Below are 24928 nucleotides of genomic sequence, written 5' to 3' on the forward strand. Positions count from 1 at the left end.
ATCCCGCTCGGTGGTGAGCCACGCATTGGGCAACGACTTGGCGCTCGACGTTCGTGGGGTCAACCAACCAGCCACCGTCCGATCAGCTGCTGGCGGCGACGTCACCACGCTGGTCATGCCGTGTCTCATTCCACCCCTTGAACGAATCGCGGTCTCCACCGCTAACCGATCACCAGGGTCAGCCCCTAGCCCAGGGGATGGAACAATTCTCGTGACCGCACACGCCACATCGCCAGACGCAACAATGGAAGCAATCACTGCAGCAGTGGTCCTCGGACGCGGCGGTGCGGAAGAGCCCTCCCCGACGCGGCTTGCTCTCGATCTGGAAACGGATCGGACACGGCTGGCATCCTGGACCGACCGTGGATGGAGATGACGCGATGACCTCGTTCGACGTACCGGCGATCGACATCACCCCGTGGGTCGTCGGCGGTGACGATTCCGCCAAATACGCGGTGGCCACGGCCGTGGACGACGCCTGCCGCAGGGTCGGTTTCATGCAGATCCTCGGCCACGGCATTCCCGCACGGACGCTCGACGGCCTTGCGACGGCCATGGACCAGTTCTTCGGGTTGAGTGCCGAGACCAAGAACGAGTACCGGGTGCCCGCCAACCGGGGGTACAGCCCGCCGAAGAGCGAATCGTTGAGCCTGTCGCTCGGCGTCGAGTCCGCCACCCGGATGAACGACTTCTTCGAGGCGTTCAACGTCGGCGTCGAAGCGCGGTCCTACACGGGTCTCGCTCTCGACGAGGCCGACTACGGCATCAACGTCTGGCCCGACCAGGTGCCGTCCTTCCAGCCGGCCGTCCTCGAATACTTCGCCGACGCGGGGCGGGTCGCCCGGACCCTGACGCAGATCTTCTGCGTCGCACTGGGTCTGGAACCCGGGTACTTCGAACGCATCACCGATCATTCCGTCGACGTGCTTCGGATGAACAACTACGCCCTTCCCGAGGGCACCGTCACCCTCGACGGCGACCTCACCGGGATGGGTGAGCACACCGACTTCGGCATCGTCACCGTCCTGTGGGCCGACCAGGTGGCGGGCCTCCAGGTGCTGGACACCGATGGGCACTGGCACGACGTGGCGCCCGTCGACGGCGCGCTGCTGGTGAACCTGGGCGATCTCACGGCACGGATCACCAACGACCAGTGGATGTCGACGCTGCACCGGGTGAAACCGCCGATCGTCGACGGCACCATCAAGCGGCGGCGATCGGCCGCGTTCTTCCATGACGGCAACGTCGATGCGGTGATCTCCACTGCTCCCGGCTATCTGGATGCCGACGCCGGGATGGCGTATGAACCGATCACCGTCGGTACGCACATCGCCGCCAAGCTGGCGGGTTCTCGGCAGGGCAAGGCCAACGTGGCCGCGGTGCGTGAGGCGGCGCGGGTGCTCGCAGCGGCTCAGTCGAGTTAGGCCGGGCGTGGGCAGCGCACCGCGTGGCTCAGCCCAGCCGTGACCAGCGGGGCGTGTCGCCGAACAGCGTCCGCAGCGTCGTCGTGCGGTTGCGCTCGGCGTGGTCCCTGGCGAGCTTCTCGGCCCCGCGCGCATCCCGCGCGGCGATCGCGTCCACCAACAGGTGGTGATCGTGGGAGACGGCGTGCGGATCGGGGATCTGCCGCACCAGCCACTGCACCCGGTAGAGGATCGGCGCCATGATCTCACCCAGGGTCCGGTTGTGCGATGCGGTCACGAGCAGCTGGTGGAACAGGGCGTTCGCATCGTGTGCGGCGGACGGGTCACCCTGGTCGACGGCTCGATCGGCCGCATCGGCCGCGCTACGCAGTGCAGCGATGTCGTCGTCGGTCCGATTCTCGGCGGCCTCGCGGCAGGCCAGTGCTTCGAGCGACTCGCGGATGCCGAAGACTTCGACGACGTCGCGCTCGGTCCACTCGCGCACGACCAGTCCGCGGGTCTTGCGCACCTCGAGGAAGCCCTCGGACTTGAGTGCCTGCAGGGCCTCGCGGGCGGGAAGCCGTGACACGCCGTATGTTTCGGCGACGTCTCTCTCCACCAGCCGGTACCCGGCCGGATACCGCCCCCGGATGACGTCGGAGCGCAAAGCGTCGACGAGTCGACCGCGCAGCAGGACGTTGCTGGCCGCGGTGTCTTCATCGGAAGGCGTCGAGGGCATGGTGTCCCTAGCGTAGCCAATGCCGAGAGCGCTCCGACGTCGGTGCGAGCGTCAGCGTCCCACGCAATCCGGGCGCGTCGGTTGCCCGAACGGGTAGCGCGCACGGAACTCGTCGGCGGCGTCGGCCATGGTGACGAACTCGACGCCGTCGAAGCTCGCCCACCGGTCGAGCAGGCGTTCGAGCATGAGCAGCACCTGGGGGCGCCCAGACACATCGGGGTGCAGTGTCATCGGAATGACGGCATAGTCGAGTTCCCGGTAAACCCAGTCGAATTGGTCATTCCACATCTGCTCGATGTCGCGCGGGTTGACGAAGCCATGCGAGTTCGGATGGCCCTTGATGAACATCATGGGTGGCAGGTCGTCGACGTACCAGTTGCCGCAGAACTCGACGAGATCGATCTCTTCGCCGTGCTCGAGCGGCTTCATCCAGTGGGCGGCCGGCTTCGTGGTGTCGATGGGCGTCCACTCGTCACCGACCCGCGCATAGAACGGGACGAAGTCGTTGTAGTTCTGCGAGTGGTCGTAGGAGAACTCGTACTCCTTGAGAATCGTCGCGGTGTGTTCGCTCATCTCCCACCATGGTGCGACATAGCCCTTCGGTCGCGCGCCGGTGAGCTGCTCGACCAGCTCGACGCTCTTGGCCATCACGTCGCGCTCCTGCTCCTGGGTCAGCGAGCGAGGATTCTCGTGGCTGTAGCCGTGCGCGCCGATCTCGTGTCCGGCGTCGACACACATCTGGGCTTGTCGCGGGAACGTCTCGATCGAGTGGCCGGGCCAGAACCAGGTCGAGACGATGTTGCGTCGCTCGAGCAACTTCAACATGCGGGGTACCCCGACTTCTCCGGCGAAGACGCCGCGCTGCATGTCGTTGGGCGAATCCTGCCCGCCGTAGGATCCAAGCCACCCCGCGCAGGAGTCGACGTCGATGCCGACGCTGATCTGAAGCTTCTTCGTCACGAAAACGTCCTTCCTCACTGGTCTTTCAGCAGCGCGGTCATCGCCTGCTGCGCATGAGTCATGGCCGCGACATCGTCATCCGTCCAGGGGCGTTCGGCGATGCTGTGGGCGGAGAACCACGCGGTCAGTTCACCGTCCCGTTCGACCGGGCCGAGGACCTGGGCGCTCACTCCGTACACGTCACGCAAGGCCTGCGGCGGGTGCGGTGGTTCGGCGAACGTCGGCTGCACCAGCGTCTGCCGATGCTCCTCCAGCCAGCGCACCGTCTCGAGGGCACGTTGATCGAGCGAGGGGTCGTGCTGGATCGATCGCACCCCCTGAGCACGGGATTCGGCGGCGCACAGATCCACGCGCAGGCCGAGAGTCGGCTCGTCGATCCGCACGGTCGTCCGATCGCATCCCGTTCGCTCCCGTAGCTCGGTCACGAGGGCCTTGGCGCGGTGGCGCAGGGGACCCTGCTCCAGCAGCAGGCCTGCGCCGGGAATGCGCGCATCGGTGCCGGTGAGTTCCAGCGCCCACCACAGCGTGGCCGCGATGCTGTCGATCACGGGAATGCCGAGCCTGTCCTCGACCTCGTTGAGGACCGTGGTGCCGTCGACGTTGGTGCAGATGAGTGCCACCGCCTGCGCCGCGCTGGAGCCGGACCCACTCTCCACCGCGCTCACCAAGAGGTCGGCGATCGCGCTGTCCGGCTGCGCGGCGAAGCTGGCATTGTCGGTGAGTTCCCATTCGGTGTGCCCGACGAAGTCGAGGCCGTGGTGCGCATACTCCTGGCTGATCGCCTCGACGACGTCACCCGTGTACGGCGTCGCACAGGCGAGAGCCTCGACGCCGAAGTCGTGACAGGCCTGCAGGATTGCGAACGTCGAGGTGGTGGCCGCGATACCGGTCTCCTGGGTGATGGCGGCGCAGACTTGACGGTCGTACTCGACGCCGAGCCATGATCCCGCAGTGCCGTTCCATGCGATGCAGTCCACGTTGGCGTCGGCGAGGAGCCGAGCGGCGGCGAGCATGGTCTCGACGTCGAATGCGGCCCCGCCGGCCGTCAGCGTGATCGCACGCACCGGGATTCGAGTGAAGTGGACCGTGATGTCCGGACGGTCCGCGATCAGCCGCATCGTCGCAGGCTCGAGCGCCGTGTTCGACGAGGGAACGATCATGCCGATGCGGGTCATACCGAAGTCTCCTCAGAAGCAGTGACGGGTGCGGCCTTGGGAGCCAGACGTTTCGAGTAGTCCAGAACGAGAACGGCGACAGTCATGATCACTCCCGCGCCCACGAAGTAGAGCAGGGCCCAGGTGTAGGCACCCGTTGCGCCGACGATGAAGCCGACGGCCACGGGGGTGACGAAGCCGGAGATGTTGCCGGCCAGGTTCATCGCCCCGCCGAGTACACCGGCATCTTCGCGTCCGCCCAGGATGGAGGGCACCGACCAGAACAGGCCGACCCAGCGGAGAAAGAACAGCACGGTGGACAACAGCAGGATCGCGACGAGCGGGTTCGGCACGAGCACCACGCCGACGAGTCCCGCGACCACGCAGGTGCCCGCGAAACCCAGCAGCGAGCGCATCACCAGGTTGGTGTCGTGGCCCCGTTCCTTGAGGCGGTCGGCCAGCTGGCCGCCGATGATCTCACCGACGAAGCCGGCGCCGAATATCGCGAACGTGGACCAGCCGATGGCGTTGAGGTTGAAGCCCTTGCTTTCCGAGAGGAACAGCGGACCCCAGGTGAGTAGGCCATAGAACACCCCGTTGAATCCCAGCCAGCCGAAGCACATCGCCCAAAAGCTGCGGTACTTCATGTAGTAGACGAGTCCGGCGCGCTTCCCGGTCGACTGATGACGGGCGTTCTCCTCGCGCTGCGCGCTCATCAGGTACTCCCGCTCGGCCTCGTTGACCTTCGGGTGTTCTTCTGGGGTGTCGCGGATCGCCCGCCACGCCCAGATGCCCAAGAGCATGGTGACTGCGCCGGCGACGATGAACGCCCACCGCCAACTTCCGGTCGAGGCGATCAGGGTGGCGATGGCGATGCCGCCCACCGCGGAACCCAGCGGGGCTCCGGCGTCGAGGATGGTGGCACCGCGGCCGCGTTCCTTCTCGGTGAGGAAGACCGCGTTGAGCTTTCCGCCGGCGGGCATGATGGGTGCCTCGGTGATCCCGATGGCCCCCCGCGCGATGGCCAGCGTGGCGATGTTGGGGGCCAGACCGGATACGGCGGTCGCCGCTCCCCATCCGGTGCACGCCGCGGTGATGAGCTTGCGTGGGCCGAAGCGGTCGATCAGCCAACCCGCCGGGATCTGCATCGCCGCATACGCCCAGAAGAACGCCGACAGCAGCAGGCCGGTGACCTCGGCGCTGATGTGGAATTCCTCTTTGATCGCGGGCAGTGCCACGGACAGGGATCCGCGGTCAACGTAGTTGACCGTCACCAGGAGGAGTAGCAGGGCGAACATGCGCCAACGGGTGTTGGACATCAGATGCTCCTATGCTTGGTATACCGAATTGGTATTCCAAACAAACTAAGATGGCTGGACGAGGACCACAACCCCTGGGTGTAACCAGCTCGTGAATACTGCGACCTACGGCTGGAGGATGCGTGAACCGGCACTACGACGTGCGGACCATCTGGGGTACGGCCAGGAACTTCCCGGTGGGGGTCGACGACCCTCCGCGCACGCCCCAACTCTTCGTCAAGAACACCCACGCCGTGATCGGCCCGGGCGAACCCCTCGAGCTGACGGGAAGCGTCGCGCAGCGCGTGGTCGCCGAAGGCGAACTGGCGATCGTCGTCGGACGGAGGTGCCGAGCCTTGGAGACAACGGAGCAGGCGCGCGCGCACATTGCGGGGTACTGCATCGCCAACGACGTCACTGCGCGCGATCTGCAGGAGACCGACGACCACTGGTCCCGGGCCAAGGGGCTGGATGGGTTCTGTCCGCTGAGCACCGAGTTGGTCGCACCTGAGGACATGCCCCCGTGGGACGAGGTGGTGATCACGACGCACGTCGACACCCGGCTCGTTCAACGGGAACTGGTGTCTTCGGCATACGTCGGTCCGGAGGATCTCGTCCTGTGGGCGTCCCAGCAGTTCACGCTTCATCCCGGAGACGTCTTCCTCCTCGGCACGCCGGACTACCTGCCGTCCGGCGACGAATCAGGAGCAGTGCTTCGACCCGGGCGCACGGTGACGATCGCGATCAGCGGACTCGGTGAGCTGATCACCCCGGTGGTCTGACGTCCGACATCCGCGCCGAGACCACCGCAAAGCGCCTGTCAACCAAGCGATTCGATGGTGAAACCGAACGGTGTCAACGGTTCGAGGAGTGCCCGGTCCGGACTGTCCTGGAGGACGAACACGGTCATCCGGTCCCCGGTGGTGGCCGTGGCGAACCACGTGACCGACGGCAGCCGCGCCAGGTCCTTCTCGAGATCGGCACCACGGGGCCACTCACCGATCACGATGGACTGCGGCCGAGACGAGCCCGTCGTCCTGGTGCCGCAGTACGCGATGTTCTCAGCGTCCGTGTAGAGGAAGTTCGCACTGGTCGCCAGGTCGGTATCGGGGGCGCAGACGGCTGCCGTCCACGCTTCGCGGTCACCGGACACCCCGCCATCGGCCGAGCCCACGGCACGACCGGACTCGACGTCATCGAGCAGATCGGTGGACACGGCGATGGCCGCACCGATCGCGATGACCGCCAACACCCCGGCGCCCACCGCGAGGGGCCACCGGCGACGGCGGCGCGGCGAGGAGTACGTCACTCGGCGACCGTATCGCGATCACCGGTGCGTACCGCCACCCATTTGGTGCGCGAGCGTCCGCGACGCTCGGCTTAGGATCGAGGGGTGAGTGGCGGTGAGACGTTGAGAGTCGACCCTGGTGCGTTGACGACCGCAGGCGTTGCCTTCCAACAGTCGGGCTCGGCTTTGGCGGGCCTCGGTGCCGACGGACCGCTGGCCGACGCCGCCGCGGGAGTCCCGCAGTTGGCCACCGCCGGCGCCTGTCACGCCGCGCAGTCGGCGATCGCGTCGGCGACCACGTCCGCAGCCGACGCGGTGACCACCCTTGGCGGCAACCTCGGCGTCGCCGCGGGTAGGTACGAGGCGCAGGATCAGGCCGCGTCGTCCGCCATCAAAGCCGTTGGGCCAGAGGGTCGTTGAGTATCACCCGGTGAGTTCGGAGCGGATGTCCTCGTTGTCGCCGCTGTGGTCGGCGGCGTTGCGGCACTCGCCGTAGATCTCGACGATGCCGCGATCGGGGTGGTCGGGGTTCGGCGACACGAGGGCCATCACCTCGCCCTGGTGCATCGCGCGGCCGTACGGCTTCTTTCCGGCGGGCGCTCCGTCGCTCCAGCCGTCGTCGGCCATCGCCTTAACGATTTCGTCGACGTAGGCCTCCTTCACGGTTCCGGGCGGGAAGGTGAAGCCCATCTCGACGAGTCCGCGGAACGGAGCCACGCCCTGGTCGGTGCACGCCGAGAAGCGGAATGTCGCGCCGCGCAACTGCAGCCCGACCGATTGGACGAGCCGCTGAGCCGGCTCCACCACCTGGGCGCGGGTCTGCGCGTCGCTCATCTCCGGCCCGTCCAGGTCGGCCGAATCGTCGGAAAACATTCCGCATCCTCCTAGCAGCAGCGCGACGGTGACGGCGGCAGTGCCCAGCACGCTGCCGCGGCGTGCGCGGTCAGTACTGGTGATCCTTCGTGACGGTGCCACGGTCGCCTTCCGGGTCGTTGATGGCGGGGGTGCCAGGGATCCGAGTATCCCAGTTCGGTAGGTCGACCTCGCCCAGGAACGGGACGTTGACCTTGTCGGGCAGCCCGATGTGCAGCTGTTTGCGTCCTTCGGCGGTCAGGCCGTTGTCGTCCAACGTGTCGCCGTTGCCATTGGCGATGTCGGTCATGGCCCGGAGCGACTCGCTGCCCACGTCGTAGTAGCGCGAGTGATCGCCGAAGTCGGGCAGCCCGCTGCGGCCGGGAACCTCGGCGTCGAAGCGCGTCGAGCCGAAACTGTCGCCGGCGGGGTCGTTGCCGAGCCCTGCCTCCAGGCCGAGTGGACTGTTCAACCCGCGGTTGATGATGTCGGGAACCGCGCCGGCCTGCCCCAGCCAGGACACCGGGTCGCTGGACGCGGCGCCGACGTAGACCTGGCCACCCTCGGGCAGGTGGAAGTCACCGGCGTTGCGGGCCAGATCGGTTCCGGGACTGCCGATCAGCACGGCGTTGTCGGCGTGCATGCCACTGCCGGCAAACGCGTCGGCCACCGTAGTCGCGCCGTATGAGTGCCCGATGACGGTCAGTTCGGAGGGCACCCCCTCGTGCGTCGCACTCAGTCCGTTGACGTCCGCGGCCAGCATGTCGCCGCCCTCGCGGGCGAGCCACGGGGTGGCGATGCGCGGGTCGGTCGGACTGTCGGGTGCGTCGTAGCCCATCCACGCGATCACCGACGTCGACTCGTCGGGGTCACCGCGGCGCATCTGGTCGTAGAGGTTGGTGGCGTTCTCGCCCTCGAGCCAGCCCTGTTCGACGCTGCTGCCGGTGCCGGGCACCACGACGGCGGTGTTCTGGGCCTTGTCGGGGTTGCCGATCGCCACGGCCGCCTTGCCCTGACCGTTGAACGCCAGCGGGTCGTAGGCCCACAGCATCACCGGGCGGTCCTTCGTCCCCTCGGCGGCCATCTTCTCCAGGCCCTTCTGGGTCTGCACCGCGTTGCCGTAGCGGGTGGCGTCCGCCGACGTCAGCCCGTAGGCGTCGGGGTGGGCCAGCACCTCGTCCGTCGACACCCCGTGCTGGGCGGCCGCGTCACGGACGCGGGCCAGATCGTCCTGCATGACGGCCTGATTCACGTCATCGCGCACCTCGGCGGGAATCCCGTTGAGGTTGCCGAGTTCTGGGGGATGCTCCGCGGTCAGCTGGTTCTTCTCGTCCTGGCTGAGCGAGTCCCACCACTTCTTGACGTCTTCGGGCTTGGTGCCGGCAGGCGGCAGCTGACGGGGATCGCCGAGGGTGCCGGGTGGCGTCGCGGGCACGGGCCCGCCCAGCGCCGCCGTTATCGCTCCTGCCGTCTGGCCGTCGATCGCGGCGAAGACGGCGAGCAGTTTCTTGACCAGCGCCGTCCATGCGGGAGCCATCAACCGGAGCAGTGCGGGGAAGGGCGGCGGGGTGGCGGTGCCGTCGTCGGCGACCTGCCATCCGGTGTGGCGCAGCATCTCGACGACGACGAGGAGTGCCGTCCGCGTCTCCGACATCTGGGTGCCGCCGGACCGGAGCACCTGCTGGAGTGCCGAGAGGCGGGCGCGCAGGTCCTCCTGCTGGTTGAGGGTCTGCTCGGCCTTGGCGATCGCGGCGGTGGCGGCCTGGCCCTGCCACGACGCCCGCAGCGCCGCGAGGGCCTGACGCTGCGAGGCGATCTCGGCGTCCAAAGCGGAGATCTTGCCCCCGAGGTCAGAGGCGGCGGCGACCAGTCGATCGGGTCGCGACGCCTCCACCGTCGACACGGTCACCGACAAGTCCGCCCCCCTCGCGTCTGCGTCTCAATCCTCGCACGCGCGCGGAGGCCTTCCGGGCGGTAATTCGCGGGCCCGGGGGAGTCAGCCGCGATAGCGGTTGCGCGCGGTGATCGTCGTCCCGAGGTCGGCGAGCAGCGGATCGATGTAGTCGCGGCGATGGCCGTCGTCGGCGAAGGCGCGGGCGCTCAGGTACATGAAGGTCAAGCCGGTCAGGACCGCCGTCATGTGCACCTGCGCCGTGGAGACCGGCAGCACCACGTCGAACCAGACGCTCTGCGGCGTGGCTCCGCCGGTCAGCTTGCCGAGATTGGTCGGCGTCAACACGATCATCCCGAGCACGAAGAAGAGGACGCCGGCGGTCGTGGCGATGATCGCGATCTGCACGGTCTGCGTCGTCACCGCGATGACGACCAGGTTGAGTCGCTCCGAGAGCCGCAACGGCGCCGGATCCACCGGATCCGGAATGCCGCCGAACGGGGTGTCCGCCAGTCGTTCCGGGTCGATGACGAGCGTCTGGAAGTCGAGCACGTCGAGCAGTCCGGCGATCAGGAATGCGACGGCGATGGACGCCATGAACCCGAGCAGCAGCCAGACCCGCCCGCTGTCGAGATTGGTGGCGATGCTCCACACCGAGGCGTTGAAGAACACCAGCACCGTGAGCAGGACCACCGGCAGCGCGCGGGCGAACAGTCGACCGGCGGCACGCAGGTGGGTCGACGACGTCCTGAGCGCCCATCCCAGGACGGCGCCGACGCCGAGTCCGGTACCGATCAGGATGACTGCGACGACGACGAGGTCGATCGTCGTGTCTCGCACTGCATCCGAGGTCTCGTCGCCGTACCAGTCGGAGACGACGCCGACGGCGATCGCGGCGATGGCGACACCCGTCCGCACGCGTTTCGTGCGCACCCGGGTGATCGCCCAGCCCGACAGCAGCATCGCGGGCGGGATCAGGAAGAAGATGGCCAACGTGATCCACTGCAGCGGGGTCGCATCCGCGGCGAGGTCGATGTCCTGGTCGCCGGACGCCACGACGACGAGCAGGCTCAGACACATCAGCACCGCCCACCCGACCAGCGCGGGCGCCGACCGCGCGAGCAGGTGGTGCCACCGCAGCCGCCACGGGACGGCGGTCGGCATGCCGCGCCGCAGGAACCACTGAGGTGCGTCTTCCGCCCCGATGCCCGACATCGGCAACCACCCCCTCGTCCCACGGCGACGCGCTGCGGGACTCGTTGGGGTCCGCGGCGCGTGAAGCCGCGCCGCTCCACTGCGTCCGGTCCGCGTACTGGGACCGGCACTTTCGGGGTCAACGCTGCCGTACGGGCGGCGCTTCCGTCGCGGAATCGATGGGATTGACGTGCGAGCGCGGCGTCGAGACTGCGCCGATGGTCGTGCCGGGTGCCGGATCGCAGCCCTAGGCGCAGTTTCGACGGCGTGCCCGCGCGCGAGCGTTGCGTAATGGCGGGAAAGTGCGAGTGGACGTCTACGAAATGCGACTCTCGTCGACGCGTGGCCGGCGCCCGCCGAGATAGCGCTGACTGTCGCCAAGGGCATCCCGTAGCAGCCATGGATGCTCTTTCGACGGAGCTGGCGCGACAACCCCCACACACGAAGAAGGGGCACCCGCCGTAGCGGATGCCCCTCCGGAGTCGAGACCTAGCGGCCGTTGCCCACCGTTGACTGCGACGAGCCGACGCTGGCCTGCTGCTGGATGTCGTGCACCCAGGTGTGGTGGTCGATGCCGGCGGAGGCCGGGGCTGCCAGAGCGAACGTGGCGGCGGCGAAACCTGCGGCGATGGTGCCGGCGAATCCGAGCTTATTCATGATCTTCCTCTTCCCTTCAATCACTCTTCCTGAGCGTTCTGATGGGCATAACCGGCAGGTCAGCGAAAGAATTTCCGGTGGCAGTGATTGAGCGGCGGGTGGCAGTAATGGACTACTTGAAGCGGGCGTAGCAGAGATCCCGGTCACCCGAGAGGCCCGAGCGGTACGCCACGGTGCGGGTGAACCCCGCGGGGACGGTCTGCCCGTCGACGTTGCTCGCCGCCAATCCGTTGGTGAGCAGACCGGCGACGGCCTCGTCGAGGTCGCCCGCCGTCAGGGTGAGGCTCCCTCCGCCGGGGGCGGTGACGGAGTCGGCCATGGCGGCCTGTGCGACACCGGTGAGGCAGGCGGTCCGCAGCGCGGCGACGGGTGTGTCGAGGGCGTCGCCGTTCTCGTGCTGCACGGCGAGGGCGTAGCGGGAGGTCAGCACCGACAGCGCCGTGTTGTCGCCCTGCAGCAGCACGTAGCTGGATTCGTCGGCGGGTTCGCCCAGCTGCTGCATCGAGCCGAGGTCGACGGAGATGGTGTTGCTTGACGGGCAGTACGACGCGGGTGGGCTGGGTTGAGCGTCGGGACAGGCGGTCTGGTCGAAGGAGAGCGTCGGTGCCTCCTCGGGCTGATAGACCTCGCCGAGGACGTCCATGAGCAGGCTCAGGGTGTCCTCGTCGAGCGGCACCTCGCCGACGCCGACGTCGCCGTACTCGTCGACCGGCAGCGTCATCGGAAGGTCGCCGCGGCGCTGCTCGATCTCGTCGAGGTCGATCTTCGCGCACTCCGACGCCCCCGACACGAAGCCGATCTGAAAGGCGCTGACCCGGTCGAGCGCGGTGCCGTGCCCTTCCTCGAGCATCTCGTCGTCGTCCGGACCGAGGAGCGGGTCACGTAGCGTGATCCCTGCTGCCAGAACGTGATTCAATCCATCACCGGTGCTGAGGTCGAAGCGCGGCGAGTTGCCCTCGGCGACCCAGCGGATGTAGGTGCCCGCCAGGCAGTCGGCCTGCTGCTCCATGACGAGTACCGGAGTGTCGTCGTCGGCCAGTCCCGCCATGTGCTGGATGGCGTGCCCGTACTCGTGCGCCATGAGCGCCGCGATGGACACGTCGCCGAAGAACTCGCGCCCGTTCGGCACCAGGACGCCGCGGTCCCACGCCATGGTGTTGCGGCGCGGGCAGTAGAAGGCGTTGGGTTCGTCGTAGGTGCTGGCGCCGCACACGGTGGGGCTCGACGGATCATCGGAGTCGTAGGAGCGCAGGGTCTCGACGGGCACGAAGTCGCCGTCGAAGGTCTCCGAGTAGTACTGCTGCCAGAAGTCGGTGATGTCGTTGATGGACAGCAGCGCGAGCTTGTCGACGTCTCCGCCGTCGCTGTCCTCGACCTCGCCGGTGGGTGCGGGGGAGTCGTCGCGGATGCCGCTGGGACCGTCCTGGGCGGGGAGGCCGCCGGCGCGGAACGGGTCGTACAGGGTGGACACCGCGCGTCCCTCGGTGATCGACGAGCATCCCGCGATCAGCAAGACGGAACACGTGGCAACCACTCTGCGAAGTCGAATCATGTCCTGGCGTTTCGGTGAGTCGGAAGTGAGACTGAGCAGAGAATATCCCCGGCCGACGACGATCGAGGGGCCCGACGTGGGGAAACGGTTCCACACCCGCGTGAGGGAGCCGAGATCTATACCCAGCCCGACGAAGCGCAAACATCGCGCCGCACATTGCCCGCGAGATCGAGATCGGGCGAAAACCGTTTCTCAACAATCCATTAGAGCCTCGCCTCCGTCGCCTTAGATTTGCGCCATACGTTGGTGGCAACAGCCACGTACGACGGAGGGAACCGAGATGGCCGACACGACCACTCAGACCGTGACGACGATCCGCTCCTTCCGCGACGGCAACCTCGCCCAGGAGTTCGACGGCGCGCTCATCCGCGCCTACAGCCGTCGACTGGCGACCGTCGTCACCATCGGTGGTTCGGTCACCGTCGACAACCTCGACAGGGTGACCGCCCGGGTGCTCCGGCACGTATTGGACGACAGCGTGGTCCTCGACCTCGGCGGCATCGACGGCCTGGACACCCGGTGCGGCGCCCTCGTCGACGAGGTGCGGACGGCATGCGAGGCGGTCGGCGTCGAGTTCGCCCTGGTGGCCACCGACGAGGTCGCCGATGCCCTGAACGTGGACGACGGCGCCTGCGCCGTCGCGCGGTCGGTCCCCGAGGCGCTGCGCTACTTCGCGGACGTGTCCTGCGCCCGGCAGCGCGTGCTGCTGCCGCTGCTCGGCCGCATCGCCTAGCTCGCCAACACCCCGCGCAGAATCAGCTCGGCCAGATCGCGCGCCGCTCCGTCGGCGTTCTTGACCCGTCGCACGCATACCGCGTACCAGGCGCCCCCGGCGATGACGTCCATCAGTGCGTTCGCGTCGATCGCCCGTGCCGTGCCGCCCGCGACCGCGTCGTTCACCCGACGTGCCAGATCCTTGCGTGCGGCGGATTCGAGGCGGTCGCCGAGGAGGCGACGCATCCGCGGGTCGGCCCGGAGGTCGACCAGTACGCCGGGAATGGCCTCGCGCACGACCGGATCGCGGTACATGCGAATCGCCCCCCGGCACAGCCGGACGATCTCGGCGGCCAGGTCGTCCTCCGCGGGTTCGGAGCCGAGGTCGGGGAACGCCGCCTCGTGGACGAGTTGCGCCTTGGAGGCCCACCGGCGGTAGATCGCCGGCCTGCTCACGCCGGCCGTCGTAGCGACGAGGTCGATGGTGGTCGCCGCGTAGCCGCGGGTCACGAGCAGCTCACGGGTGGTGGCCAGCACGGCCTCGTCGATCGCGGGATCCCGGCGCGAGCCCTTCCTGCGGTGTCGGGACGGTGCATCGACCTCGGCCATTCGTCCTCCTCCCGCCGCGCGTTGTCGATACAGTCTGTCACGACGACACGGTCGAGGAGGTACTCCCATGACGAACGTACCCACGCGAACTCTGGCCGCCGTCGGCGAGGACGGCCTGCACCTGTACACCTGCCCGCTGTGTGAAGCCATGTGCGGGTTGGAGATTCAGGTGGCGGACGGCCACGTCGCCGGCGTCCGGCCCAACCGGTCGGACGTCTGGAGCCGCGGGCACATCTGTCCCAAGGGTGCATCGCTCGGTGCCCTGCACGAGGATCCCGACCGCATCCGGACGCCGATGATCAAGGTCGACGGCCAGTGGCAGGAGGTCGACTGGCCGACCGCGTTTCGCCGCTGCACCGAGCTGCTGACCCCCGTCATCGAGCAGTACGGCATCGGCGCGGTCACTGCGTACACGGGAAACCCTCTGGCACATTCGTTCTCACTCGCCCGGTACGCGGGCATCCTGCTGGGGATGTCGGGGATGCCCATCACCTACAGCCCCGGCACCGTCGACCAGTGGCCCAAGAACCTGTCGTCGCACCTGATGTACGGCGGCTGGTGGAGCTTCCCGGTGCCCGACATCGAACGCACCGATCTGCTGGTGGTGATGGGGGCGAACCCGGCGGCGTCGCAGGGTTCGCTGCTCGCCGCACCGGACGTGATGGGCATCCTCGGCGCGATTCGCAGGCGAGGCAAGGTCATCGTCATCGACCCCGTGCGCACCGCCACCGCCGACCGCGCCGACGAGTGGCTGCCCATCACGCCGGGCACGGATGCCGCGCTGCTGCTGGCGATCGTGCACGTGCTGTTCGACGAGGACCTGGTGAATCTCGGCGCCATGGCGCCCCACCTCGACGGCGTGGACGCCGTGCACGACGTCGCCGCCGAGTGGTCCCCGGATCGCGTCGCGGACGCCACCGGGATCACCGCCGATCGGATCCGTTCCCTCGCACGGGAACTCGCCGCCACGCCGCGCGCGGTCGTCTACGGCCGGATCGGAACGTGCAACCAGGAGTTCGGCAGTCTGGCGAGCTGGCTCGTCGACGTGGTCAACATCCTCACCGGCCACTTCGACGTTCCCGGCGGCAGTATGTTCCCGACGCCCGCCGCGTGGTCGGTGACCGTGCAACCCATCCCCGGCCTCGAGGACGGTGCCCCCGAGTTCGGCCGGTACCGCACGCGCGTGCGCGGTGCGAAGGAGGTGCTCGGCCAGGTGCCGGTGTCGTGCATGGCCGAGGAGATCGCGACGCCGGGGGAGGGGCAGCTGAAGGCGCTCATCACCGTGGCCGGCAACCCCGTGCTGTCCACGCCGGCGGGCCACGCCCTCGACGAGGCGCTGCCCGGCCTCGACGCGATGATCTCGATCGACCTGTGGCTCAACGAGACCACGCGCCACGCCGACGTCATCCTGCCCGGGTCGTCGCCGCTGGAGCAGCCGCACCACGACGACCTCATCCTCAACTTCGCGGTCCACAGCTTCGCCAACTACTCGGCGCCCGTCTTCGCCAAGGCCGACCCGGATGCGCCCGACGAGTGGGAGATCCTGATCCGGCTCACCGGTCTGCTCACCGGGACGCCCGCCGAGGACGTCGACGTCGCCGCCATCGACGACGGCTTCTTCGACTACATGTGCTTCACCCAGGGTCTCGACGGCGCCGCCGTACGTGCGCACTACGACCACGGCGGCCCCGAACGCATGCTCGACCTGACGTTGCGCACCGGCCCGTTCGGCGACCGGTACGGCGAGAAGCCGGACGGGCTGACGCTGGCCACGCTCAAGGGCGAACCCGACGGCATCGACTTCGGTCCCATGGTGCCGCGCGTCCCCGAGGTGCTGGGCACCGCCGACCAGAAGATCCGGCTGGCGCCGCCGTACCTGCTCGCCGACGTCCCGCGTCTCGCCGGGCGGCTCACCCGGGAACCCGACGACCTGGTGCTGGTCAGCCGACGGCACCTGCGCTCCAACAACTCCTGGCTGCACAACGTCGGCCCGCTGATGAAGGGCCGCGACCGCTGCACGCTGCTGATGCACGCCGACGACGCCCGCCGTCGGGGACTGTCGGACGGCGACCTGGTCAGCGTCACGTCGACGGGCGGTCGCATCGACGTGCCGGTCAAGGTCACCGACGCCATCAAGCGGGGCGTCGTCTCGATGCCGCACGGCTGGGGCCACGGCAAGCCGGGCACCCGGCTCGGCGTCGCCAACGCCTCGCCGGGGGTGAACACCAATGTCCTGTCGCCGCCGGACTTCCTGGACGAGCCCTCGGGCAACGGTGCGCTCAACGGCATCCCGGTGACGGTCGTCGCCGCGTCGGCCTGGTAAGGATGGACCGTGGGTAGAAACGAACGCTCGAAGATCGTCATGTCCGACGACGAGATCGTCGAGTTCATCGATCACAGCCGCACCGCGACCATGGCGACGGTGTCGCCCGGAGGGCGGCCGCACCTGGTCGCCATGTGGTACGCCGTCCTCGACGGCGAGGTCTGGTTCGAGACGAAGGCGAAGTCGCAGAAGGCGGTGAACCTCCGACGCGATCCGACGGTCACCGTGATGATCGAGGACGGCCTGACCTACGACACGCTCCGCGGCGTCTCGATCGACGGCACCGCCGAGATCGTCGACGACGACCCGGATCTGCTGCACCGTGTCGGCGTTAGCGTGTGGGAGCGCTACACCGGCCCCTACACCGACGAGATGAAGCCGTTCGTCGACCAGATGATGCACAACCGCATCGCCGTTCGCGTGGTGCCGTCCCGGCTGCGCAGCTGGGACCACCGCAAGCTGGGCATGCCCGAGATGCCCGTCGGCGGCACCACCGCGCAGTACCTGGGCTAGCCCGCGGTCCTCGGTGTGAAGCCGGGGTTCGCCAGTGCCGTGGCCGTCGCCGAGCCGATGAGCCCCTCGCGGTCGAACATCGCCGCCGTCCCGGTGCCTACGCCTGCGTGGCCGGCGTGGGAGAGCGCGACGAGGCAGACGTCGGATCCCCGCGGCAGCCGGCTGAGCGTCAGGGTGTAGTCGGCATTGATGTAGTGCAGCCCGTCGGTGCCGTAGTGGGTCAGGGAACTCGCGACGTCCCCCGCCATGGCCGCGCGCACGAACGGCGTCGTCGGCTCGCCCTCGACCAGCGGACCGAGATCGCGCAGCCACACCGACTTCGGGCCGTCGTGCTGCCACTGCGTCAGGTCGAAGCTCCGTCCGGCGGCGGCGGGGTCCCTGCCGTACGCCCACACCAGCATCGACGTCCCGGCCGGTGCCTCGACGGTCTCGGGCGGGAGGGGTGGCGTCGCGAGCGGGCCGGTCCACACGTCACCGGGCGGGCGTTCGCCTCCACGCAGGAACAGCGCACTCGCGCGGGCGACCAGCACGTCGTCCTGCAGGAGCGCGACGTCGAGCAGCGCGAGCCTGCGGCCCTGCCGAACGACGTTCGTACGCAAAATGATCGGCGCCATGGCCACGGGCCGCAGTAGGTCGACGGTCAGTCGGGCGGGGTGCAGCTGCGGGTCGGCGGCGCGTTCGGCGGCACGGCCGAGCATGCCGCCGACGAAGTTGCCGCTGATCGACGATCCCCACGGCCCCTTCGCCATCGCGGTCGGCACGAAGCCTGCGCCGTCGGGAACGAAGTACGCCTGGGCGGGAGGTGTCGTCATCGCATCCGACGATAACGCCGGCCCGTCACTACGCCGCGCGCGTCCCCGGCGGTGCCAGCACCACCGCCGAGTTCTGACCACCCATGCCGAGCGACGTCTTCAGCGTCACCCCGCCGGTGATCGGAGTCGGCCCGTCCAGCAGGCGCGGGTGGCCCGGTGCCACGGTCGGCGGCGCGGGGATGACCCCGTGTTCGTATCCCAGCGCGGACGCGGCGACCTCGACCGCCGCCGCTGCTCCCTGGCAGTGGCCGGCCAGCGGCTTGACCGAGAAGATCTGCGGACGCGCGTCGAAGATCTCGTCGAGCACCCCGGCCTCGGCGGTGTCGCACTGCCGGGTGCCGGGACCGTGGGCGTTGAGGTACCGAACGTCCCCGGGGTGGACGCCGGACATGCGCAGCGCCTCCCGGACGCAGTCGTCGACGTGGGTGCGAGCCGGGTCGACGGACGTCACGTGGAAGGCGTCGTGCGTCATCGCGCCGCCGAGCAGCGAGGCGTAGGGGACGTCGCCTCCTGCGGACAGCACGAAGCTCACCGAGGCCTCCCCGACGGCGAAGCCGCGGCTGCCGTCCTGGAAGGGCCGGCACGCGTCGAGCGGTTCGGTGTCGACGACGGCCACCCCGAGCGCCACGAAGTGCTCCACGTTCTCCGGGGTCAGGGAGAGGTCCGTCGCGACGAACACCACGTCGTCGACCATGCCGGTGTCGAGCCACGACTTGGCCGTGATTAGACCGGCGTTGCCGGAGGCGCACATCGCCGACACGTTCATCGCGGGTCCGTGAAAGCCGTACTCCTGCATCAGCATCGACACCGGTGTCGAGGGCATGAGGCCGAGGTAGCCGCGGACGTTGCGGCTGCCGCCGTCGGCCAGGTAGAACTCGCGCCACCCCTCGATCTCGGGGATGACGACGGCGTGCAGCAGGCCGACGCGGCGGCCGGGCGTCCAGCCGCGGCCCATGGCGTCGGTGAGGGCCTCGCGTGCGGCGAAGCGCATGGCCTGCGCCGATCTGCTGGCGCCGTCGCGCGGGTCGCCACCCGCCGGCACCCGCGCCAGCCAGGCGGCGTCGCCGTCCGCTCCGTACCCGGACACCAGTTCGGCGGCGGGCTTGCTGCTCAACAGTCCGTCCCAGAGCGGAGCGACACCCCACCCGTACCCGGTAACGGCACCGATGCCGACGATGTTGGTCGAGTCGTGCGCATTGACTGGTGCACCCATGTCTTGTCCTACCTTCGCGTGGTCGAGCCCGGATCGGACTCCACCACCATTGTTCAACCGCGGCGTCGTCATATCGAGCGGTAACGCTGATCGACCGCCTCGATGACCAGGCAATTCGGTGTATCTTGATGGCTTGAACGCCGAACCGACTCGCTGAGGACCGTGTGACACTGGGGGCTGAGGGGGACAGGGCCGCGGCGGACGTCAGCCAGACCGACGACTCCCCAGCGGAGCTGTCCGAGGCCAACAGGGAGTCCGCCGACGAGCGGTACCGGCGGCTGCTCGAACACAGTCCGGACGCGATCTGCGTGCACCAGGCGGGTCGCGTCGTCTACGTCAACAGGGCGGGCATCCGGTGGATGCGGGCCGAGTCCGCCGATCAGTTGGTGGGCAGCTTCATCACGACCTTCGTCGACCCGCAGTCGATTCCGGCGATGCTGGACCGGATCTCCGGACTCCGCCGGCAGGGGGACATCTCCGAGTCGTCCGAGGCGATGATGTCGAGGCTCGACGGCACGCGGCTCGACGTCGAGGCGGTCAGCGTCCTCACGGTCTGGGGTGGTGAGCCCGCCTACCAGGTCATCTTCCGCGACCTGTCCGCCCAGAAGGCGGCGCAGGCGTCGCTCAGCTATCAGGCGGCGCTGGTGCACCACGCGTCCGACGCGATCATCGCGACGACGGCCACCGGCGACGTCACCAGCTGGAATCCGGCCGCGGAGAGCGTCTACGGTCGGACCGCCGCCGAGGTGCTGGGCCGTCCCGTGACCGAAGCCGTTGGCGCCGAACTGAATCCGCAGAAGATCCTCCTCGAGAGCGGAGTCGTCACCGACACTCACTACGCCGCCGACGGGACGCCGCGCACGGTGCGGGTGTCGGCTGCCGCGATGGACGACGGGTACGTGCTGCTGTGCACCGACAAGACCGCGCTGCGGCGGGCCGAGCAGCACTTCGAGAACGTGGTCAGCTCGCTCGACGAGGGCGTGCTGGTGCTCGACCACACCGGACGGGTCCTGTCGGTGAACCCGGCGGTGCGACGGCTGCTGGGGATGGCCGGCGACGAATTGGTGGTGGGCTATCGCGAACTCACCCGGCACTGGGCCGAGAACTGGGAGTACTCGGTGTTCGACGTCGACGGCAATCAGATCCGGCCGCCGGACGACCCGCCGGTCATCGACACACTGCTGTACGGCACGTCGTTCCACGGGGAGGCTCGCAAGACGGTGTCCGAGGGCGACGAGGCCCATTGGCTGTCCATCAGCACGCGGCGACTCAATCCCGAAGAGGGCCGCAAGAGCGCCGTGCTGATCTCGTTCCGCGACGTGAGTTCCGAGCGGCTCGCGCGGCAGCGGCTGGCCCAGCAGGCCCTGCACGATCCGCTGACGGGACTCCCCAACCGGACCCACCTGGTCGACAGCGTCGCTCAGCTGCGCGAGGAGGGGCGCCTCGCCGCCGTCCTGTTCATCGATCTCGACGACCTCAAGGGCGTGAACGACTCACTCGGCCACGACGCCGGCGACCTGATGATCAAGACGGCGGCGCAACGGCTGCGGACGTCCGTCCGTGCCGACGACGTGGTGTGCCGGTTCGCGGGTGACGAATTCGTGGTGCTGCTGGTCGGCCGCGTCGACGGCGGCGAGGGACTGCGCTCCATGACGGCGCGGATCCGCGACCTGTTGTCCGAACCGGTGGTCCTCGCCGGGGTCGCGGTACAGATGGGCGCCAGCATGGGGGTAGTCGAGACGGGTCCCGACGACGACCGCGACGGTGAGACGCTGCTGCGCGTCGCCGACCGCGCGATGTACGCGGCCAAGGCCGACGGCCGTCGCACGGTGGTGTTCTCGACCGAGGGCGGTTAGCGTCGCCGGCGCCCGTTCAGAGGTCGCCGTTCAGCGCCTGCTTCGCCGCCCATACGTCTGCGGCGCCGATGACCGACAGGACGCCCATGGCCACTGCGCCGCGTCTGCGGTCGGCGCCGGGTCCGGTGAGCGCCGCCGCGAGCAGCGCCACGTCGAGCACGTCGCCGACCACCCGGGTCCACACCAGCCTTCGCGAGCCGAGCAGGATCGCCAGTCCGTGCCCGCATTCGCGTACGCCCAGGAGTCGGAGCACCTTCCGGGCCCGGTCGGTGGGTACGACGCCGGCCATCCGGGCGACGCCGTCGGGGGCGACGAGTTCGGATAGGCCTAGGCCGACGCTGGTGACGCCGAGCGAAGTTGCGAGCGTGCGGGATGCGGTGGTCGTGGGGACGGTCATGCGCGGCACGTACCCGGGCCGGCGGCGATCATGCGGGCCGGATCGGGCGGAGGCGCGGACGGCTAACCGGCGTCGGTGACGTCCGCGTACTCCGGGTGCTTCTCGATGTAGTGCGCGACCATCGAGCAGCTCGGCACGATGCGCAGTCCCTCCGCCTTGGTCGCCTTCAGCGCCTCTGCGACGAGGATCGTGCCCAGGCCGCGTCCTTCGTAGGCGGTGTCGACCTCCGTGTGCGGGAAGATGCGACGGCCGTCGCGGTCGTGATAGTCGGCAAGGCCGACGGTGCGGCCCTCGACGGCGATGGTGAAACGGCCGGGTTCCTCGGTGACGGTCGCCGTCGCGCCGGTCTTGTCGGTCGTGGTCTCGGAATCCATGGGGCTCCCTCAGTGGCCGGGATTGTGACGGGGTCGCAACCTGCCGTTGGGCAGGGGCGGCGCGGGCAGGCGGCCGCCCGGGTAGCCGGACACCTCGCCGAACCGCTCCCCTCGATGGTGCCACTCCTCGCGGAACTCGACGATCTCGTCGTGGGTCCGACCGACGAAGTTCCACCACATGACCAGTTCCTCGGTGAACGGTGGGCCACCCAGCACCAGCACCCGCGCCGGCGTCTCGCCACGGTTTACGAGTTCGAGCCGGTCGCAGCCGACGGACTGAAACCACAGGTCGCCGACCCCGAGAGCGTCGCCGCGGGCGTCGACGTCGCCGCGGTCGAGCAGGACGCCGTGTTCGAAGTCGCGGTCCACGTCGAACGCCACGGTGCCGCGCGGCGCGAGATCGACCTGCGCTCCGAGCAGCGGCGTGAAGGTTTGCACGGGGGAGTGGTCGCCTGCCAGTTCGCCGAGGAACACGCGCACGGTCGCGTCGCCGACGGTGCGGGCGACCGGCGCGTGGTAGGCGAAGTCGCGGTCGGTGTCGCGATCGGCGTCCGGTAGCGCGACCCACAGTTGCGCCCCGTGCAGCGTGTCGGTGGTCGCCGTGGACACCTCCGAATGGCAGATGCCCGACCCCGCCGTCATCAGGTTGAGTTCGCCGGGGCGCACCATCGCGTGCACGCCCGCACTGTCGCGGTGCTCGATCTCGCCCTCGAACAGCCAGCTCACCGTCTGCAGCCCGGTGTGCGGGTGCGGCGGCACGTCCATCCCGGTGCCGGATGCGACGCGGTGCGGACCGTAGTGGTCGGCGAAGCACCAGGCGCCGATCATCGAGCGCTCCCGTTGCGGCAGCGTGCGGCGCACCCGGATGGCTCGGGGGCCGCCCAGGGGGACGTCGCGCGGGTGCAGGACCCCGGTCGACACGTCTGCGAATGTCGATGCACCGCAGGCGACTTCGTCGGGCCGCGCGTCGGTGTTGCTCACCGGCCCACCCTAGCTCCGTCGGGTGGGTACCACCGGCGTCATGGCGCTTCGGATGACCCCGAAGTCGTGCTCCTCGATCGCGAATGCGCCCGCCCTGAACCGGTAGCCCCAGCGCGACGTGTCGACGATGAAGTCGAGGTCGTCGAGCAGCGGCCGGATCGGCGTCTCGACGCACGGCTCGAAGCGCATCCCGCGCCGCCACGGTTGGAACTCCGGGTCGAGATCGGCCTGATAGACCTCGTCGTCGGTGACCTGGCCGAGGGCGGTGAACGCCTGCAGGGGCGCGCCGTCGGGGTAGTCGGTCTTCGGCGAGTAGAAGACGATCCAATCGTCCTTTGCCATCTTGCGCAGCATGTGCGGCTTGCCGTGGTTGGCCTGTGTGAAGCCGCCGGCCACCCCGCGCAGGACGTGTCCTCGGCTGACCGTGTTGATCCAGTACGTCATGCCGCCACGCTAGGAGCGCAGGGCGACAGATCCGGCGGTTGATCCACAGTGGCGAATTCATCCACAGCCAGTGCGGACGCGGTTGCGAGGGCCCTGAAACGAGGAGAGCCGCCGACGCGTGAACGTCGACGGCTTCCAAGTACGGCCCCGCCTATGCGCCTCTCGGCAAGTGGTCGCTCTCGGCGACTTAAGGGGTGGTACCCGGGGCATTGTCCGGGGCCGTACGAATAGCTTAACGGCCTCGCGCCGAAGATTGTTCCTACTGCGGTCACGAATTTTGCGACCCCGCTGCCGTCCCCTCGAATCGACAGCGGGGCGCGCGTCAGGCGGATTCGAGGAACAGGCGGCGGGCGCGGACGGCGTAGCCGTTCTGCTCGGCGAGCGAACGCAGCTGGCGCAGGGCGAACGTGCGTCCGCGACCGCCCTCGGGGATGACGATGCCGGCCCAGAGGCCCTCGGCGCGCGGGAGCTCGACGGCTTCGCGGGCGCAGGCCCAGCGGCGCGGGCACAGGCGGCAGATGGTCTTTGCGTCCTCGTCGGCGGTCGAGAGCCAACGGTCCGGATCCTGCGTGCACTTGCCGACGGGAAGTCCGTCCAGTCCCACTGCGTTCATTCGTAACTCCTTGGGTCGAGCGCTCGAGGTTCCGTAGCGCGATGAAGCGAACCTATAGCAATAACCGTAGCGATGCAACAGTTTTAGTTGAGATGCATCGCTTCGTCAGCCCCGTTCGAAATAGTCGCTGGTAGCGGGCGTTCTGCACGACGCAGCTCGGAGGCGGCGGGACAAGACGGTTTGGCGAACCGCTGCAATGACACGCTTGTAATCCACTCAGTGCGACGGTTCCGCTCGACGGTGCCACCGACTAAGCTGGACCGGAGTCGTAGCAGTGCAGCGGTATGGGAGGAGGTGCGTCGGTGGCGAGTGTCGAACCGGAGCACGCGGAACCGGACGCCGCCCCCGACGAGACCATCGACGTCGATCCCGGCATGGCCCGCGCAGGCGCCGCGGCCGCCGCCCGACGCCGCGAACTCGACATCAGCCAGCGCAGCCTGGCCGCCGACGGCATCATCAACGCCGGCGCCCTGATCTCCTTCGAGAAGGGCCGGAGCTGGCCGCGTGAGAAGACACGCGCCAAGCTCGAAGAGGTCCTGCGCTGGTCGCCGGGGACGATCTCGCGGCTACGCCAGGGCGTCGCGAGCGCCGACCCCGCGCCCCTCGAACCCGTCGTACCCGAACACTCCACGCGGCCATCGGTCGCGGACCTCGACGAGGGGTCACTGATCGCCCAGGCGGTCGACGCTGCCGTCCACACCCTCGGTGGGACGGTCGCATCCCTTCCCCCGAACGACCACCCCGACTTCACCCCGCGGGTGACCGCGATCCTGGCCGACCTGCGTCAACTCGAGGCCGTCGCCTCGCGCGCCGCACGGATCGGCCGGGTGACGCCGCAGCTGCTGCGGTCGCTGAGCGCGGTCCGTCGCCAGATCGACGAGCTGACACTGCTCGGGTCGTCCGCACCGACGGCCACGCTGGGCCAGCGGCTCTATGCGGCGCGTCGCAACGCCAACCTCACCATCGCGGAGACCGCGCGGGCTGCGGGAGTGGCCGAGGATGCGGTGCTGGCCGCCGAGGCGGAGCAGCCGGTGGGCCCCGACGACGCCGAACTCGTCGAGTCCCTCGTGGCCCAACTCGACTGGCGCTGA

At 68.9% G+C, this 24928-nt stretch carries 26 protein-coding genes; 8 read left to right on the plus strand and 18 right to left on the minus strand.

Translation table 11 applies throughout. From position 1 onward, the window contains the following. Positions 1-380 precede the first annotated feature (380 nt). Positions 381-1424: an isopenicillin N synthase family dioxygenase gene (locus G6N64_RS06550; RefSeq protein ID WP_163796141.1), complete on the plus strand. Its 1044-nt coding sequence runs from the start codon at positions 381-383 to the stop codon at positions 1422-1424. Between the two features lie 28 nt (positions 1425-1452). On the opposite strand, the gene G6N64_RS06555 is transcribed toward G6N64_RS06550, so the two are convergent. Genes G6N64_RS06555 through G6N64_RS06570 form a run of 4 tightly spaced genes read right to left on the minus strand, consistent with a single transcriptional unit; the run spans position 1453 to position 5575 of the window. Further along, the gene (locus tag G6N64_RS06555) at positions 1453-2142 is read right to left on the minus strand and encodes a GntR family transcriptional regulator (protein ID WP_163796142.1); all 690 of its coding nucleotides are present in this window, start codon (positions 2140-2142) and stop codon (positions 1453-1455) included. A 51-nt stretch (positions 2143-2193) separates the two neighbouring features. Beyond that, positions 2194-3102: a polysaccharide deacetylase family protein gene (locus G6N64_RS06560; RefSeq protein WP_163796143.1), complete on the minus strand. Its 909-nt coding sequence runs from the start codon at positions 3100-3102 to the stop codon at positions 2194-2196. A 14-nt stretch (positions 3103-3116) separates the two neighbouring features. Further along, positions 3117-4277 carry a maleate cis-trans isomerase family protein gene (locus G6N64_RS06565; RefSeq protein WP_163796144.1) on the minus strand — a complete coding sequence of 387 codons (1161 nt, stop codon included), beginning with the start codon at positions 4275-4277 and terminating at the stop codon, positions 3117-3119. Next, a complete protein-coding gene (locus G6N64_RS06570) occupies positions 4274-5575 on the minus strand; it encodes an MFS transporter (protein ID WP_163796145.1) in 1302 nt (433 codons plus the stop codon). The genes G6N64_RS06565 and G6N64_RS06570 overlap by 4 nt, the downstream gene beginning before the upstream one ends. A 122-nt stretch (positions 5576-5697) precedes the next feature. Here G6N64_RS06570 and G6N64_RS06575 point away from each other — a divergent pair, with 122 nt between their 5' ends. After that, positions 5698-6336 carry a fumarylacetoacetate hydrolase family protein gene (locus tag G6N64_RS06575; protein WP_246230983.1) on the plus strand — a complete coding sequence of 213 codons (639 nt, stop codon included), beginning with the start codon at positions 5698-5700 and terminating at the stop codon, positions 6334-6336. Between the two features lie 38 nt (positions 6337-6374). On the opposite strand, the gene G6N64_RS06580 is transcribed toward G6N64_RS06575, so the two are convergent. Further along, complete coding sequence (locus G6N64_RS06580) at positions 6375-6863, minus strand: hypothetical protein (protein ID WP_163796146.1); 489 nt, start codon at positions 6861-6863, stop codon at positions 6375-6377. A 123-nt stretch (positions 6864-6986) separates the two neighbouring features. On the opposite strand from G6N64_RS06580, the gene G6N64_RS06585 reads away from it, so the two are divergent. Further along, positions 6987-7262, plus strand: a complete 276-nt coding sequence (locus G6N64_RS06585) for a type VII secretion target (RefSeq protein WP_246230985.1) — start codon at positions 6987-6989, stop codon at positions 7260-7262. Between the two features lie 3 nt (positions 7263-7265). Here the strand turns inward: G6N64_RS06585 and G6N64_RS06590 are convergent, their stop codons facing one another. The 5 genes from G6N64_RS06590 to G6N64_RS06605 form a co-directional block, all read right to left on the minus strand. Continuing rightward, a complete protein-coding gene (locus G6N64_RS06590) occupies positions 7266-7715 on the minus strand; it encodes a lipoprotein LppJ family protein (protein WP_163796148.1) in 450 nt (149 codons plus the stop codon). 70 nt (positions 7716-7785) lie between these two features. Beyond that, positions 7786-9609: an alpha/beta hydrolase gene (locus tag G6N64_RS06595; protein ID WP_163796149.1), complete on the minus strand. Its 1824-nt coding sequence runs from the start codon at positions 9607-9609 to the stop codon at positions 7786-7788. A gap of 81 nt (positions 9610-9690) precedes the next feature. Then, complete coding sequence (locus G6N64_RS06600; protein ID WP_163796150.1) at positions 9691-10800, minus strand: hypothetical protein; 1110 nt, start codon at positions 10798-10800, stop codon at positions 9691-9693. Between the two features lie 468 nt (positions 10801-11268). Further along, complete coding sequence (locus tag G6N64_RS29895; protein WP_174266767.1) at positions 11269-11436, minus strand: hypothetical protein; 168 nt, start codon at positions 11434-11436, stop codon at positions 11269-11271. A gap of 112 nt (positions 11437-11548) precedes the next feature. Continuing rightward, positions 11549-12988, minus strand: a complete 1440-nt coding sequence (locus tag G6N64_RS06605) for a neutral zinc metallopeptidase (RefSeq protein ID WP_163796151.1) — start codon at positions 12986-12988, stop codon at positions 11549-11551. Between the two features lie 280 nt (positions 12989-13268). Between G6N64_RS06605 and G6N64_RS06610 the strand changes: the two genes are divergently transcribed. After that, a complete protein-coding gene (locus G6N64_RS06610; protein ID WP_163796152.1) occupies positions 13269-13721 on the plus strand; it encodes an STAS domain-containing protein in 453 nt (150 codons plus the stop codon). On the opposite strand, the gene G6N64_RS06615 is transcribed toward G6N64_RS06610, so the two are convergent. Next, positions 13718-14311, minus strand: a complete 594-nt coding sequence (locus G6N64_RS06615) for a TetR/AcrR family transcriptional regulator (RefSeq protein WP_163796153.1) — start codon at positions 14309-14311, stop codon at positions 13718-13720. The two genes, G6N64_RS06610 and G6N64_RS06615, sit on opposite strands and share 4 nt — an antisense overlap. Before the next feature lie 67 nt (positions 14312-14378). Here G6N64_RS06615 and G6N64_RS06620 point away from each other — a divergent pair, with 67 nt between their 5' ends. After that, positions 14379-16634 carry a molybdopterin-dependent oxidoreductase gene (locus G6N64_RS06620; RefSeq protein ID WP_163796154.1) on the plus strand — a complete coding sequence of 752 codons (2256 nt, stop codon included), beginning with the start codon at positions 14379-14381 and terminating at the stop codon, positions 16632-16634. Between the two features lie 9 nt (positions 16635-16643). Next, on the plus strand, positions 16644-17147 hold the full coding sequence (locus G6N64_RS06625) for a pyridoxamine 5'-phosphate oxidase family protein (RefSeq protein ID WP_163796155.1): 504 nt from the start codon (positions 16644-16646) through the stop codon (positions 17145-17147). Here the strand turns inward: G6N64_RS06625 and G6N64_RS06630 are convergent. Next, on the minus strand, positions 17144-17959 hold the full coding sequence (locus G6N64_RS06630; RefSeq protein ID WP_163796156.1) for a thioesterase family protein: 816 nt from the start codon (positions 17957-17959) through the stop codon (positions 17144-17146). The genes G6N64_RS06625 and G6N64_RS06630 overlap by 4 nt on opposite strands. A 28-nt stretch (positions 17960-17987) precedes the next feature. Next, positions 17988-19172, minus strand: a complete 1185-nt coding sequence (locus G6N64_RS06635; RefSeq protein WP_163796157.1) for a beta-ketoacyl synthase N-terminal-like domain-containing protein — start codon at positions 19170-19172, stop codon at positions 17988-17990. A gap of 164 nt (positions 19173-19336) precedes the next feature. Between G6N64_RS06635 and G6N64_RS06640 the strand changes: the two genes are divergently transcribed. Continuing rightward, positions 19337-21028, plus strand: coding sequence for a sensor domain-containing protein (locus G6N64_RS06640; RefSeq protein WP_246230987.1), 1692 nt, complete (start codon positions 19337-19339; stop codon positions 21026-21028). Between the two features lie 16 nt (positions 21029-21044). Here the strand turns inward: G6N64_RS06640 and G6N64_RS06645 are convergent, their stop codons facing one another. From G6N64_RS06645 to G6N64_RS06665, 5 genes are all read right to left on the minus strand, one after another. Then, entirely contained in the window at positions 21045-21425 is a 381-nt protein-coding gene (locus tag G6N64_RS06645) for a malate dehydrogenase (protein ID WP_163796158.1), read from the minus strand. Between the two features lie 62 nt (positions 21426-21487). Further along, complete coding sequence (locus tag G6N64_RS06650) at positions 21488-21799, minus strand: GNAT family N-acetyltransferase (RefSeq protein ID WP_163796159.1); 312 nt, start codon at positions 21797-21799, stop codon at positions 21488-21490. Between the two features lie 9 nt (positions 21800-21808). Continuing rightward, positions 21809-22780: a pirin family protein gene (locus G6N64_RS06655; RefSeq protein ID WP_163796160.1), complete on the minus strand. Its 972-nt coding sequence runs from the start codon at positions 22778-22780 to the stop codon at positions 21809-21811. Between the two features lie 9 nt (positions 22781-22789). Further along, positions 22790-23224 (minus strand): EVE domain-containing protein, encoded by a 435-nt coding sequence (locus G6N64_RS06660; protein ID WP_163796161.1) that lies wholly within the window; start codon positions 23222-23224, stop codon positions 22790-22792. A 322-nt stretch (positions 23225-23546) separates the two neighbouring features. Then, complete coding sequence (locus G6N64_RS06665; protein ID WP_163796162.1) at positions 23547-23837, minus strand: WhiB family transcriptional regulator; 291 nt, start codon at positions 23835-23837, stop codon at positions 23547-23549. A 374-nt stretch (positions 23838-24211) separates the two neighbouring features. Between G6N64_RS06665 and G6N64_RS06670 the strand changes: the two genes are divergently transcribed. Further along, positions 24212-24928 carry a transcriptional regulator gene (locus tag G6N64_RS06670; RefSeq protein ID WP_163801485.1) on the plus strand — a complete coding sequence of 239 codons (717 nt, stop codon included), beginning with the start codon at positions 24212-24214 and terminating at the stop codon, positions 24926-24928.

It is taken from the genome of Mycolicibacterium sediminis (assembly GCF_010731735.1).
GTDB lineage: Bacteria > Actinomycetota > Actinomycetes > Mycobacteriales > Mycobacteriaceae > Mycobacterium > Mycobacterium sediminis.

Coding starts and splice junctions, on each gene's coding strand:
- G6N64_RS06550 (WP_163796141.1), top strand. CDS start 381: ATGACCTCGTTCGACGTACCGGCGATCGACATCACCCCGTGGGTCGTC.
- G6N64_RS06555 (WP_163796142.1), bottom strand. CDS start 2,142: ATGCCCTCGACGCCTTCCGATGAAGACACCGCGGCCAGCAACGTCCTG.
- G6N64_RS06565 (WP_163796144.1), bottom strand. CDS start 4,277: ATGACCCGCATCGGCATGATCGTTCCCTCGTCGAACACGGCGCTCGAG.
- G6N64_RS06570 (WP_163796145.1), bottom strand. CDS start 5,575: ATGTCCAACACCCGTTGGCGCATGTTCGCCCTGCTACTCCTCCTGGTG.
- G6N64_RS06590 (WP_163796148.1), bottom strand. CDS start 7,715: ATGTTTTCCGACGATTCGGCCGACCTGGACGGGCCGGAGATGAGCGAC.
- G6N64_RS06600 (WP_163796150.1), bottom strand. CDS start 10,800: ATGTCGGGCATCGGGGCGGAAGACGCACCTCAGTGGTTCCTGCGGCGC.
- G6N64_RS29895 (WP_174266767.1), bottom strand. CDS start 11,436: ATGAATAAGCTCGGATTCGCCGGCACCATCGCCGCAGGTTTCGCCGCC.
- G6N64_RS06605 (WP_163796151.1), bottom strand. CDS start 12,988: ATGATTCGACTTCGCAGAGTGGTTGCCACGTGTTCCGTCTTGCTGATC.
- G6N64_RS06610 (WP_163796152.1), top strand. CDS start 13,269: ATGGCCGACACGACCACTCAGACCGTGACGACGATCCGCTCCTTCCGC.
- G6N64_RS06615 (WP_163796153.1), bottom strand. CDS start 14,311: ATGGCCGAGGTCGATGCACCGTCCCGACACCGCAGGAAGGGCTCGCGC.
- G6N64_RS06620 (WP_163796154.1), top strand. CDS start 14,379: ATGACGAACGTACCCACGCGAACTCTGGCCGCCGTCGGCGAGGACGGC.
- G6N64_RS06630 (WP_163796156.1), bottom strand. CDS start 17,959: ATGACGACACCTCCCGCCCAGGCGTACTTCGTTCCCGACGGCGCAGGC.
- G6N64_RS06635 (WP_163796157.1), bottom strand. CDS start 19,172: ATGGGTGCACCAGTCAATGCGCACGACTCGACCAACATCGTCGGCATC.
- G6N64_RS06645 (WP_163796158.1), bottom strand. CDS start 21,425: ATGACCGTCCCCACGACCACCGCATCCCGCACGCTCGCAACTTCGCTC.
- G6N64_RS06650 (WP_163796159.1), bottom strand. CDS start 21,799: ATGGATTCCGAGACCACGACCGACAAGACCGGCGCGACGGCGACCGTC.
- G6N64_RS06660 (WP_163796161.1), bottom strand. CDS start 23,224: ATGACGTACTGGATCAACACGGTCAGCCGAGGACACGTCCTGCGCGGG.
- G6N64_RS06665 (WP_163796162.1), bottom strand. CDS start 23,837: ATGAACGCAGTGGGACTGGACGGACTTCCCGTCGGCAAGTGCACGCAG.
- G6N64_RS06670 (WP_163801485.1), top strand. CDS start 24,212: ATGGCCCGCGCAGGCGCCGCGGCCGCCGCCCGACGCCGCGAACTCGAC.